This is a genomic window from Vibrio sp. FF266, from assembly GCF_041439695.1.
GTDB classification, from domain to species: Bacteria; Pseudomonadota; Gammaproteobacteria; order Enterobacterales; family Vibrionaceae; genus Vibrio; species Vibrio tasmaniensis_A.
In genome coordinates, this window is sequence record NZ_JBGOOO010000002.1 from 93289 (window position 1) to 105340 (window position 12052).

The 12052-nt window shown below is 43.4% G+C and carries 11 protein-coding genes and 2 tRNA genes; 10 read left to right on the forward strand and 3 right to left on the reverse strand.

Annotated features, from left to right (window positions below; translation table 11 throughout):
• Positions 1 to 420 precede the first annotated feature (420 nt).
• Positions 421 to 1266 carry a magnesium transporter gene (locus ACED59_RS02175; protein ID WP_009847552.1) on the forward strand — a complete coding sequence of 282 codons (846 nt, stop codon included), beginning with the start codon at positions 421 to 423 and terminating at the stop codon, positions 1264 to 1266.
• A 109-nt stretch (positions 1267 to 1375) separates the two neighbouring features.
• Here ACED59_RS02175 and dacB read toward each other — a convergent pair whose 3' ends face one another.
• Positions 1376 to 2809, reverse strand: a complete 1434-nt coding sequence (gene dacB / locus ACED59_RS02180; RefSeq protein WP_017097308.1) for a serine-type D-Ala-D-Ala carboxypeptidase — start codon at positions 2807 to 2809, stop codon at positions 1376 to 1378.
• A gap of 112 nt (positions 2810 to 2921) precedes the next feature.
• A complete protein-coding gene (locus tag ACED59_RS02185; RefSeq protein WP_017097307.1) occupies positions 2922 to 3983 on the reverse strand; it encodes a porin in 1062 nt (353 codons plus the stop codon).
• 515 nt (positions 3984 to 4498) lie between these two features.
• On the opposite strand from ACED59_RS02185, the gene greA reads away from it, so the two are divergent.
• The gene (gene greA / locus ACED59_RS02190) at positions 4499 to 4972 is read left to right on the forward strand and encodes a transcription elongation factor GreA (RefSeq protein ID WP_009847549.1); all 474 of its coding nucleotides are present in this window, start codon (positions 4499 to 4501) and stop codon (positions 4970 to 4972) included.
• A gap of 124 nt (positions 4973 to 5096) precedes the next feature.
• Here greA and yhbY read toward each other — a convergent pair whose 3' ends face one another.
• On the reverse strand, positions 5097 to 5393 hold the full coding sequence (yhbY, locus tag ACED59_RS02195; protein WP_004734509.1) for a ribosome assembly RNA-binding protein YhbY: 297 nt from the start codon (positions 5391 to 5393) through the stop codon (positions 5097 to 5099).
• Between the two features lie 114 nt (positions 5394 to 5507).
• On the opposite strand from yhbY, the gene rlmE reads away from it, so the two are divergent.
• The 8 genes from rlmE to rimP all read left to right on the forward strand — a co-directional run bounded on the left by rlmE (position 5508) and on the right by rimP (position 12032).
• Positions 5508 to 6137 carry a 23S rRNA (uridine(2552)-2'-O)-methyltransferase RlmE gene (rlmE, locus tag ACED59_RS02200; protein ID WP_009847548.1) on the forward strand — a complete coding sequence of 210 codons (630 nt, stop codon included), beginning with the start codon at positions 5508 to 5510 and terminating at the stop codon, positions 6135 to 6137.
• Between the two features lie 107 nt (positions 6138 to 6244).
• The gene (gene ftsH, locus ACED59_RS02205; RefSeq protein WP_029223088.1) at positions 6245 to 8215 is read left to right on the forward strand and encodes an ATP-dependent zinc metalloprotease FtsH; all 1971 of its coding nucleotides are present in this window, start codon (positions 6245 to 6247) and stop codon (positions 8213 to 8215) included.
• An 89-nt stretch (positions 8216 to 8304) separates the two neighbouring features.
• Positions 8305 to 9135, forward strand: coding sequence for a dihydropteroate synthase (gene folP, locus ACED59_RS02210; protein ID WP_017097305.1), 831 nt, complete (start codon positions 8305 to 8307; stop codon positions 9133 to 9135).
• 21 nt (positions 9136 to 9156) lie between these two features.
• Entirely contained in the window at positions 9157 to 10497 is a 1341-nt protein-coding gene (gene glmM, locus ACED59_RS02215; protein ID WP_017097304.1) for a phosphoglucosamine mutase, read from the forward strand.
• A 278-nt stretch (positions 10498 to 10775) separates the two neighbouring features.
• Positions 10776 to 11108 (forward strand): preprotein translocase subunit SecG, encoded by a 333-nt coding sequence (gene secG / locus ACED59_RS02220; RefSeq protein WP_009847546.1) that lies wholly within the window; start codon positions 10776 to 10778, stop codon positions 11106 to 11108.
• Between the two features lie 16 nt (positions 11109 to 11124).
• Positions 11125 to 11209: transfer RNA gene (locus tag ACED59_RS02225), tRNA-Leu, on the forward strand.
• 53 nt (positions 11210 to 11262) lie between these two features.
• Positions 11263 to 11339, forward strand: a tRNA-Met gene (locus ACED59_RS02230).
• A 237-nt stretch (positions 11340 to 11576) separates the two neighbouring features.
• Entirely contained in the window at positions 11577 to 12032 is a 456-nt protein-coding gene (gene rimP, locus ACED59_RS02235; RefSeq protein ID WP_004734501.1) for a ribosome maturation factor RimP, read from the forward strand.
• Positions 12033 to 12052 lie beyond the last annotated feature (20 nt).

Genomic DNA, 12052 nt, shown 5'->3' on the forward strand with positions numbered 1-12052 from the left:
CATCAATAATTGAACAAAAGGCATCCACGGATGCCTTTTTTATTGACACAAAGTTGACGAAGTTTTTGAACGTGCATTGCTACACTATGCGCGCTGTCATATTGACAGTAATTCTGGAGATTTTTATGAACAATACCGACCATCCTCCTAGTTTGAATGGAGAAGAATAACCCGTCTCGGTATTGATCTATTGTCCTGCCGTTCGGGTAGGGTATCTTTGTTTTTCCCCCTCATTCTTTTCCACACACTAGATTCTAACAAGTAGACACATCAGTGCTTTAAGCTCTTGGTGCGCTTAGTTGTATATTCTTGATGTATATAGCTATACGCTCCTGGTGTACACCGCTTTATACTCTCGCGGTACTCTCTATAGGCTACTTGTTTTGATGGTCGTTACCTTTGCCAATCGGGAGATTCGCCATGACGGTAATGAACAACACTTTTTTATCTATTGAAGCTCTGTACTCAGAGCAAGACATCCAAGCTGTATCGAATGCCTTTCAACAGTATGGGCGTGAGCAACAAATTAACCTTTTAAACCGAATGCCACTTGAAGATGCGGTGTTAGTGCTTGGGCAATGCTCTCTTAGTACGATTCAGACTTTACTTAGTGAGCTAGAAGAGCAGGGCTTTGAGAAGCGCTCTCGACATCTAGCTCACCAACTAGGGCTGATCTACTCAGAGGTTGAACCTCAACAAGGTTACCTTTCAACTGGAGTGCTTAGCCATGTTAGGCAGCGTATCGGTTGGATTATTGCCTTAGCACTGCTGGGCATTGTCTCTGGGCTTATCATTGCTCAGTATGAAGACATTCTTAGCCAGCTAGTACTTCTGGCGATCTATATGCCGGTAATCGCTGCCGCGGGTGGCAACACAGGAACACAAGCTGCGACTTTGGTCATTAGGGCCTTAGCCACAGGGGAATTGAAGAAACGCCAGTGGGCCAACGTTCTATGGAAAGAGCTTAGAGTTGCTATCTGTTTAGCTCTTGCGATCGCCTTAGTGATGATTGGCCGAATCTTATTATTCAGTGACAACCAGTCAACGGGTGGTTACGACATTAATATGATTGCTTACGCGATTGCTGTTGCTCTGTTTATTCAAGTGACCATATCAACTGTACTCGGCGGTGGGTTACCGATAGTCGCTCGATTCTTCAAACTTGATCCTGCTGTGTTAGTGAGCCCTGTACTGGCTTCGATAGTGGATATCTCTGGAATGTGGATCTACTTCACTGTGGTTAATTCATTCTTAGGGATCGCTTAGCATTTATAAAAATAGCTAAAAGCACCTTAGAGACAAAAATGGCGCTGAAGATTCAAGATCTTCAGCGCCGTTTTTATTGCTTAAGTAGAAGCTTAAACAGAGTTGAACATTACTTAGGTTTGCTCTGTGTTTGACTGAATTCAACTACATTTGTGTAGAAAGCTCGTTCAAACTGGATGATGGGTGCTTCTACTGGTTTTTCTGGATCTGGTGTGTCAGGAAAGTAATCACGGACAAACTGTACAAATAGAGAGTTTGGTTTTCCCGCTTTATCTAAACCAAAGCCTGCCATGTTGTAGCTCCCATACAAAGAACCACTTTTGGCAATAATGTTACCTTGGATTGGTGCTTTTCTCATGCTTTGACGGTATTTGAGTGTTCCATCAGTGCCAGATGTAGGCATAGCCTCAATCAGGTTGAGCTGTTTATCGTTCTCCCAGATATAACGAAGTACCTGAGCCATGGTTTGCGTGGTCATGCGATTATTTCTGGATAGCCCTGAACCATCGACCAACTGTGCTTGGCTTAGGTCAATATTGGCTTTGGTCAGTAATATCTGCTTTATCGCTTCAGTGCCGTTATTAAAACTGCCCGGTTGAACATAAAATGTCGCACCCAGCGTTTTAGTTAGATTGTCAGCGATCAGGTTGTCTGATTTCTTGAGCATGATATTAATCAGTTCGGGAAGTTTCTCTGAGCTGTGGCTTGCGATTAACGTGCTTTTGTCTGCTTTCGCTTTTTTACCAATAATTACATCACCTTTTACTTCTATTTTCAGTTCTTTGAGAAGCGATGCAACAACTTGATAGGTGTAAAGTTCTGGACTTTGAATCGCGAACTTGAGTGGCAACGGTTTTTTACGTTCAACTAAGCAACCAGAGAGCTTGTAAGTGTTGTCTGGGGTAGTAATAAGCTCAAGGTCGCATTGCGTTGCCTTTTGGCCAGAGCGAGTTACCGTGGCTGCTGAGGTTGTCACGTCTATTGGGTAGTGAGCTGGGATATATACGCGTGTTGTACCGTTATCTTTTGTATAAATAGAGGCTTGTGCGCAGTTACTGTCTAAGGTCATTGCACTAGAGGGAGCGCTGTAACAAACGCCTAAAATGTCCCAAGGCCAACCAACTGCTCGTTGATAGCCAGTAAAAGCTGAGTTATCGAGGTATAAGTTGCCCTTGATGGTTTTAGATTGCGATTTAGCATATTGATCTAAAAGGTTTTTTAGATGCTCTCTTTGTAGTGTAGGGTCACCACTGAATGCGATCACGACATCTTTATTAGAACGCGCAATGCTGGTCGTGTAGTTAAAATTATCTCCTAACTCCAATTTGGCTGCCAAAGCGGTGACTAGCTTTAACGTACTGGCGGGTGGGTAAAAGCCATCGCTATTGGTGTTCAACTCACTCGAATCATCACTCAATGACTTCAGTATCAAGCTTGTGCTACTGCCATCGGGCAGTTTATCTAGAGGGAGGTATTCGAAAGCACTAATTGAATAGCTACACAGTGACAAACCACATAGGAGTAAACTGGATAGAAGGCGCATAGAAGATTTTCTTGGATGACTGATGTTTTCAGTATACAGATATAAAAAACGCCCGCTATAGAGCGGGCGTTTTGATTCTCAATTAACTAATTAATCAATTAGATAATCAGAATTAGAAGTCGTAACGTAGACCTAGAGCTAGCTCGTCTTCAGCTTGTGCTGAAGTTGCAGGTAGGTTAGTACCTTCTGTACCGAACTGGTCACCCGCTGAGATTAGGTTGAAGTTGTACGATACGTAGCCACGGAAGTTAGGCTTGAAGTAGTACGTCGCGTCGATTGCGATATTGTCTGCAGACGTTTCGCCATTAGTTTCAGCGTTGTTGTATGTAGATGAGAATACTGTTTGACCTAGAGTGTAAGCCGCTGCTACTTCGTAACCAGTGTAATCACCGTCGTTCTTAGCAACTTGACCATCTGTGAATACACCAGCGAAGTATAGGTCGCCCATAGTGTAAGAACCCGAAAGCATGTATTCGTCTTGAGCTTCATCACCAGAGTATTGGCTTGCGTAACCAGCACCTAGTTTAACGCCAGTTTCACCGATTGCGTAGATACCAGATAGAGAGTAACCATCAGCGCTGTTGTCGCTGTATGATGCTACTTTAGCATTCGCGTTACCATTAGCTTCACTAATAACTTTACCTGATGCATCTAGTTCAGTACGGTCAGCAAAACGGTAGCTTGCTTTAACGCTTAGGTCTTGGAATTGACCTTTGTAAGAAAGCATGTTGTCAGCACGGTCAGCAGCATTGATTTTCATTGCTGCAGAGTTACCGTGGTAAGCCATGATATCGGTAAAGTCAGTGATTACGCCTAGAGCGCCGTCGTTTTTACCGTAAGTTACTTCACCGAATGTACCGCCAAGTCCAGCGTAAGCGTAACGGTTAGTTAGGCTGTCGCTGTTTTTGTCAGTGCCTTCGCCGTTTTCAGCAGTTGTGAATTCGCCTTCGTAGAAACCAACACCGTATAGGCCATCTTGGATTTCAACTTGACCTAGAAAGTTAAGACGGATTCGAGAATTGTCTTGAGCGTTACCATCTTTCATAGATAGACGAGCTTCCGCACGGCCACCCATTTCTAGAGAAGTACCGTCTTGGTTGTATAGTTCTGAAGCGTTAGCACCAGTAGCAAGAGCTGCAGCAGATACAGCAAGCGCGATCATAGTCTTGTTCATGTTATTAATTCCTAATTACTGTCCATAAAGGTATTTATCAAGGATTTGAATCCTTTTTGTGTATTGCTCGTATTAATCAAGCTTCATAATCATGCTTAGAACAAAAGCGTGAAACTTGCCAGAACAATCCGTGGGGTACTTTTTAACCCTAAAGTTCCACCATCAGGTAGTAAAATGATATCAATAAAAATTATGCACACTGTTTTATTGGGTTTGTTGTCATCCAAGTTATTGATTTTATGTGGTTTTTATAAAAGTGTGATCTGTGTTTGTTTGGTTTATTTTTGTTTTTTTTAGATATTTTATCGCCAACTTATTGATGGTGAGGTTATTATTCATTTTTGTGATGTCTGTAATTTAGACCTAGATAAAGCTTTTATAACGCAAAGTGGAATAAAGGTGATTTAGCCATAAAGTTTGTTTACACTAAGCCAAATCGTTTTGTTTCTATCACCCAATAAGTATGTTGGGTGGATTTATGTTGGCCAAAGAAAGCTTTGGCATAGAGGTAAAAAATGGAAAAGGTTCCAATGACAGTACGTGGCGCTCAGCAGCTACGTGACGAATTAGATCGCCTACTTAAGCTACGTCCTATTATTTCAGCAGCTATTGGTGAAGCTCGTGAACTCGGTGACTTGAAAGAGAACGCTGAATACCACGCAGCTCGTGAAGAGCAGGGTATCTGTGAAGCTCAAATTCGAGATATTGAATATAAGCTATCACTGGCTCAGATCATCGATGTAACGCAGATGGATAACACAGGTAAGATTATCTTTGGCACGACAGTGACTTTGATTGACGTAGATACGGATGAAGAATTCCGCTACCAAATCGTTTCTGAAGATGAAGCCGATATCAAAACGGGTCGCATTTCTGTGAAATCCCCAATTGCACGTGGTCTTATCGGTAAGATGGAAGGCGATGAAGTACTGATCTCTACCCCAGGTGGTGATAAAGACTTCGAAATCGACAAAGTAGAATACATCTAATTGAATTTTCTTTGTTTTTGATAAGTAAAAAGGTCGCTAATGCGACCTTTTTCGTTTCTCACGCTACACTAAAAGCTAAGCGCAGTGGCTTCCTTTTAATGAAGTTAGCTTATATTAAGCTCGCTTACTTGCGTGGAATCTCGATTTTACGTGCTTCTGACTGACGGAACAGTACTAGAACTTTACCGATAGTCTGTACTTTCTCAGCTTTAGATTCACGTACAATTGCATCGATAATCAGTTGCTTAGTCTCACGGTCTTCTGATGCAACTTTAATCTTGATCAGTTCGTGGTGGTCTAGAGCTAATTCGATTTCCGCTAGAACAGCTTCAGTAAGTCCATTTGCGCCCATTAGCACAACAGGTTTTAAACTGTGAGCTAGGCCCTTTAGATGCTGCTTTTGTTTGGTACTTAGGTTCATTACGCGGCCAATTTTATTTAGTATTAGGGTTGAAAAAACCTATTTTAACGCCATCTAAAGCTGAAGACTATAATTTATTCAGCAATTAGTACTTTCCTCCAATTTAGGTATCCAATGAGCAAACAGAAACACTCGGCCAGTTCAGGCCGTTGGTTGAAGGAACACTTCGACGACAAGTACGCAAATGAAGCCAGAAAAAAAGGCTATCGTTCGCGTGCTTATTTCAAAATGGAAGAGATTCAAACGAAAGATAAATTGCTGACTCCAGGGATGACCATTGTGGATTTGGGTGCAGCGCCTGGCGGTTGGTCTCAATATGCTGCTAAGATTATCGGAGACAACGGTCAAATCATTGCGTGTGACTTGTTACCAATGGATCCGATTGCTGGAGTGAGCTTTTTACAAGGCGATTTCCGCGAAGAAGCTGTGCTAGATGCGTTGTTGGAACGTATACAACCAAACATGGTTGATGTCGTGATGTCTGATATGGCACCTAATATAGCAGGCAACAATTCTGTGGATCAGCCAAGAGCTATGTATTTAGTTGAATTAGCTTTGGATATGTGTCGACAAGTTCTAGCTACCAATGGTAGTTTTGTTGTAAAAGTATTCCAAGGCGAAGGGTTTGACCAATATGTTAAGGACGTCCGTGAGATGTTTAAAACAGTCAAAGTTAGAAAACCCGACTCTTCTCGAGCTCGCTCTCGTGAAGTGTTTATCGTAGCAACTGGTTACAAAGGTTAACGATTCTCTTCCAAGAGTGAGAGTTAACAACATGGCTACAGGTTACAAACTGTAGTACCCTACCTTTAATTACAATTAGTTATCGAGAGGCTTACACCTTGAGTGACATGGCAAAAAATTTAATTCTGTGGCTTGTTATCGCGGTAGTGTTGATGTCGGTATTCCAGAGCTTCGGCCCTGGGGAAAGTAACGGCAGAGCAGTAGATTACACCACGTTTGTACAGGAAGTTGGCCAAGGCCAGATTCAAGACGCACAGTTCAATAACAGCGAAATCACTTTCACACGTCGTGGTGGAGGCTCTAAGTATGTAACTTACATGCCTGTTTATGATCAAAAGCTACTTGATGACTTAATTAATCAAAACGTAAAAGTTCAGGGTACACCACCTGAAGAGCAGAGCCTGCTTGGCACTATCTTCATTTCATGGTTCCCAATGATCTTACTGATTGGTGTGTGGATTTTCTTCATGCGTCAAATGCAAGGCGGCGGCGGCGGTAAAGGCGCAATGTCTTTTGGTAAGAGCAAAGCTCGAATGATGAGCGAAGAACAAATCAAAACGATGTTTGCTGATGTTGCTGGTTGTGACGAAGCAAAAGAAGACGTGAAAGAGCTTGTGGATTACCTTCGTGACCCAAGCCGCTTCCAAAAGCTTGGTGGTAAGATCCCGACAGGTATCCTGTTGGTCGGTCCTCCTGGTACGGGTAAGACATTGCTTGCAAAAGCGATTGCTGGTGAAGCGAAAGTACCGTTCTTTACTATCTCTGGTTCTGACTTCGTTGAAATGTTTGTTGGTGTTGGTGCATCTCGTGTGCGTGACATGTTCGAACAAGCGAAGAAAGCAGCGCCTTGTATCATCTTTATCGATGAAATCGATGCTGTAGGTCGTCAACGTGGCGCTGGTGTTGGTGGTGGTCACGATGAACGTGAGCAAACACTTAACCAAATGCTGGTTGAGATGGATGGTTTCGAAGGTAACGAAGGTATTATTGTTATCGCTGCGACTAACCGTCCAGACGTACTAGACCCTGCATTACTTCGTCCTGGTCGTTTTGACCGTCAAGTTGTGGTTGGTCTGCCTGATGTACGTGGTCGTGAACAGATTCTTAAAGTACACATGCGTAAAGTGCCACTATCAGGTGATGTTGAACCATCTTTGATTGCTCGTGGTACTCCAGGTTTCTCTGGTGCAGACCTTGCGAACCTTGTTAACGAAGCGGCTCTATTTGCTGCTCGTGGTAACAAACGCAATGTATCTATGGTTGAGTTTGAACTTGCGAAAGACAAAATCATGATGGGTGCAGAGCGCCGTTCAATGGTGATGTCTGAGGAAGTGAAAGAGTCAACGGCTTACCACGAAGCGGGTCACGCAATTGTTGGTCGCTTGGTGCCTGAACACGATCCAGTGTACAAGGTCTCAATCATTCCACGTGGTCGTGCGCTTGGTGTAACTATGTACCTACCTGAGCAAGACCGCGTAAGCATGTCTCGCCAGCATCTAGAATCAATGATCTCTAGTTTGTACGGTGGTCGTCTTGCTGAAGAGCTTATCTACGGTAAAGACAAAGTTTCGACTGGTGCGTCTAACGATATCGAGCGTGCAACTGATATTGCTCGTAAGATGGTTACGCAGTGGGGCTTCTCTGAAAAACTAGGTCCTCTTCTTTATGCTGAAGAAGAAGGCGAAGTTTTCCTAGGTCGCGGCATGAGCCAAGCGAAACATGTTTCTGACGATACAACTAGATTAATCGATGAAGAAATTCGTATTCTTATCGACCGTAACTATGCTCGTGCGAAACAGATTCTTGAAGAGAACATGGATATCATGCACTCGATGAAAGATGCGCTAATGAAGTTTGAAACGATTGATGCAGGTCAGATTGATGACTTGATGGAACGCAAAGACGACATTCGTGAGCCTGCTGGTTGGGGTGACCAGGCGAAAGCAGAACCTGCAAAGGAAGAAGCTAAACCTGAAGCTAAATCAGAAGAGAAAGCCGAAGCCGAGCCAAAAGCTGAAGAGTCGACAGTTGAAGAAGCTAAATCTGAATCAGATGACGCTCAAAACAAAGATTCTTAATCGCTAAGCTATTAATTAAAACCCTGAGTACGCTCAGGGTTTTTCTGTTTCTAGGCCAAGATATTTTTTACCTTTAAGACCCACCTTCCATGATATTAAAAGCACACAATAAAACGCTCGTTTTAGACCGCCCACATGTGATGGGTATCCTCAATGTTACGCCTGACTCTTTCTCTGATGGCGGAAAATTCAATTCATTAGATAATGCTTTACTGCAAGCAGAGCGAATGATTCAGGCTGGCGTTAGCATTATTGATATTGGTGGTGAGTCGACTCGTCCGGGTGCTCCAGAGGTGTCCTTAGAGGAAGAGTTAGCTCGAGTTATCCCTGCGATTAAAGCGATTCGCGCCAAGTTTGATGTTTGGATCTCGATTGATACCAGCAAAGCTGAGGTGATGCGTCAAGCCGTTGAAGCGGGTGCTGACTTGATCAATGATGTGCGAGCTCTGCAAGAGCCGGGCGCTTTAGAGGCTGCTGCTCAAGCTCAAGTTCCAGTTTGTTTGATGCACATGAAAGGCCAGCCAAGAAACATGCAAGCTAACCCTAGTTATGACGATGTTTTCACTGATGTTGAAGACTTTTTAAAAGAAAGGGCTGAGGCTTGTGAGTCCGTAGGTATACCTAAAGATCAACTTATTTTAGATCCTGGCTTTGGCTTTGGTAAAACGATAGAGCATAATTACCACCTATTAGCACACCTTGAAAAATTTCATACGCTTGGCTTGCCAATCTTAGCGGGTATCTCGAGAAAATCGATGATCTTTAAACTGCTAGACAAAGCACCAGTAGATTGCATGGTAGGAAGTGTTACTTGCGCCACCATTGCTGCGATGAAAGGTGCTCAAATTATTCGCGTTCACGATGTAGAAGATACATTGGAAGCGATGAAGATAATCGAAGTGATGAATAACAATCACTAATCATAATTAAGGAAAATCAATATGTCTGATAAAAGACGTTACTTCGGCACAGATGGTGTACGTGGAAAAGTGGGCCAGTACCCAATCACACCTGATTTTGTTTTGAAGCTTGGCTGGGCTGCTGGTCGTGTTCTTGCGAAGCAGGGCACAAAGAAAGTGATCATTGGTAAAGATACTCGTATCTCTGGCTACATGCTTGAGTCTGCACTAGAAGCGGGACTTGCTGCTGCTGGTCTTCAAGCTACGTTTACTGGTCCAATGCCAACACCTGCTGTTGCTTACCTAACACAAACTTTCCGTGCTGAAGCGGGGATTGTTATCTCTGCATCGCACAACCCATTCTATGACAACGGCATCAAGTTCTTCTCGTCTGAAGGTACTAAATTGTCGGATGACATTGAACTCGCAATCGAAGCTGAGCTAGACAAAGATATCGAGTGCGTTGAATCTTCTGAATTAGGTAAAGCGGTGCGCCTAAATGATGCAGCAGGCCGTTATATTGAATTTTGTAAAAGTACATTCCCACACAAAATGACGCTAGCTGGTATGAAAATTGTGGTGGATTGCGCGCATGGTGCGACTTATCACATTGCGCCGGCTGTATTTAAAGAGCTGGGTGCTGAGGTTGTTGCGATTGGTGTGGAGCCAAATGGCACTAACATCAACCACGAAGTCGGTGCGACTGATGTACGCGCTCTGCAAGCTAAAGTGCTTGAAGAAAAAGCGGCGTTAGGCCTTGGCTTTGATGGTGATGGTGATCGTATCATCATGGTTGATGAGCTAGGCAACAAGGTTGATGGCGACCAAATCGCTTACATCATTGCTCGTGATGCGCTACGTCGTGGTGAACTAAAAGGCGGAGTTGTTGGTACGCTAATGACCAACCTTGGTATGGAAAATGGCCTTAAGCAGTTAGGTATTCCATTTGTACGTGCTGCTGTTGGTGACCGTTATGTTATGGAACAACTTCTAGCTAAAGGCTGGAAGATCGGTGCTGAGAACTCGGGGCACGTTATCCTATTAGATAAAGTGACGACAGGTGATGCTATCGTTGCTGCTCTGCAAGTATTGGCCTCAGTTGTCGATAGTGAAATGACACTGAATGAGCTTTCTCAAGGTATGACGTTATACCCTCAAGTTCTAGAAAATGTTCGTTTCAGTGGTGATTCAAATCCACTAGAAGCAGAAGCTGTGAAAGCGGCTGTTATTGAAGTCGAGACGGAACTCGGTGAGAAAGGTCGTGTGCTATTACGCAAATCGGGTACTGAGCCACTACTTCGCGTAATGGTCGAAGGTGAAGATGCTGAACTTGTTCAGAGTTCTGCACTGAAAATTGCTGATGCAGTAAAAGCGAATTGCTAATAAAACGTTTGCCGTAACAGGCGAAGTCGGTCTCACTTGTGGGGGCCGGGTTTTAGTTATGTGATGATTAAAAAGGGACGCAAATGAGTTTTGTGTCCCTTTTGCCCTTTTTTTGACCACTTGCTTGGTAAAGGCTTATTTTTTAGTAAATTCCCCTTGTCAGTCATCGTCGCATTCGCTAGTATTGCTCGGCCTTCAGTTAGGAGGTCGCTAGCCTTGTTCTTGAAAATGGTTTTTTGAACGGCGCTGGCTCAACAATTAGGAACATAGGTGGAAAAATGTTTACAGTTCTACTTGTGATTTACCTGTTGGCAGCGCTTGGTGTAATTGGCCTAGTGTTGATTCAACAAGGTAAAGGCGCAGATATGGGAGCCTCTTTCGGTGCTGGCGCTTCAAACACTGTGTTTGGTGCTGGTGGCTCAGGAAATTTCCTTACCCGAATGACTGCAATTTTTGCAACTACATTTTTTATCCTTAGCTTAGTGCTTGGTAATATGTCTACACATAAAACTGAGTCACAGTGGATTGACCCGACTCAAGGTCAGGTGATTCAACAAGCTGAAGATGCAGTGAGTGAAGTTCCGGCGCAAGGCGACGAAATTCCACAATAATCTGTAAAGATTTGATGCCGAGATGGTGAAATTGGTAGACACGCTAGCATGAGGTGCTAGTGCCTTAGGGTGTGAGGGTTCGAGTCCCTCTCTCGGCACCATGTTTACAAACTTGTAAAACATCTTGTTGGGCGTATAATGTTCACAAGTCGGACGCGGGATGGAGCAGTTTGGTAGCTCGTCGGGCTCATAACCCGAAGGTCGTCGGTTCAAATCCGGCTCCCGCAACCAATTTCAATGCTATTATATAGCTTGTATTGGTAGCAAGTTTGCACAGTGTGAACCTCACTGTGAGTTAAGTGTGATATCAAATATGATGACACTTAACATATAAGGGTCCAGCAACAAAAACCCCGACTTATACGGGGTTTTTTGTTATCTAAGCATTTATAAATGCATTTAGATGATAATGTTTGCTTGGAATTTAAATTGGGCTTTGAGCCCTTTTTTTGTTTCTGGAGTGGTTAAATGACTGGTTTAGAAAGACAACTTACTGAAATGCTTGACGCTCCAGTAGCAGCATCAGGTTATGAGTTAGTTGGATTAGAATTTATTCGTGCTGGTGAGCACTCAACGCTACGCATTTACATCGATTCACCAAATGGTATCAATGTAGATGATTGCTCTGAAGTTAGTCACCAAGTAAGTGCCGTAATGGACGTTGAAGATCCAATTTCAGTGGCTTATAACCTTGAAGTGTCTTCACCAGGTTTAGAGAGACCACTGTTCAAAGCTGAGCATTACCAACAATTTATTGGTCACGAGGTAAGCATCGTTTTGAAAATGGCTGTCGGCAACCGTCGTAAATGGAAAGGTGATATCCAATCTATCGAAGGCGAGACAGTGAAAGTATTGGTTGAAGGACAAGAAGAAGAATTCGTCCTGAGCAATATTGCGAAAGCTAACCTGATCCCTAAATTTTAGTTCTCCTAGAGAGAAGAGCT

Coding starts and splice junctions, on each gene's coding strand:
- ACED59_RS02175 (WP_009847552.1), top strand. CDS start 421: ATGACGGTAATGAACAACACTTTTTTATCTATTGAAGCTCTGTACTCA.
- dacB (WP_017097308.1), bottom strand. CDS start 2,809: ATGCGCCTTCTATCCAGTTTACTCCTATGTGGTTTGTCACTGTGTAGC.
- ACED59_RS02185 (WP_017097307.1), bottom strand. CDS start 3,983: ATGAACAAGACTATGATCGCGCTTGCTGTATCTGCTGCAGCTCTTGCT.
- greA (WP_009847549.1), top strand. CDS start 4,499: ATGGAAAAGGTTCCAATGACAGTACGTGGCGCTCAGCAGCTACGTGAC.
- yhbY (WP_004734509.1), bottom strand. CDS start 5,393: ATGAACCTAAGTACCAAACAAAAGCAGCATCTAAAGGGCCTAGCTCAC.
- rlmE (WP_009847548.1), top strand. CDS start 5,508: ATGAGCAAACAGAAACACTCGGCCAGTTCAGGCCGTTGGTTGAAGGAA.
- ftsH (WP_029223088.1), top strand. CDS start 6,245: ATGGCAAAAAATTTAATTCTGTGGCTTGTTATCGCGGTAGTGTTGATG.
- folP (WP_017097305.1), top strand. CDS start 8,305: ATGATATTAAAAGCACACAATAAAACGCTCGTTTTAGACCGCCCACAT.
- glmM (WP_017097304.1), top strand. CDS start 9,157: ATGTCTGATAAAAGACGTTACTTCGGCACAGATGGTGTACGTGGAAAA.
- secG (WP_009847546.1), top strand. CDS start 10,776: ATGTTTACAGTTCTACTTGTGATTTACCTGTTGGCAGCGCTTGGTGTA.
- rimP (WP_004734501.1), top strand. CDS start 11,577: ATGACTGGTTTAGAAAGACAACTTACTGAAATGCTTGACGCTCCAGTA.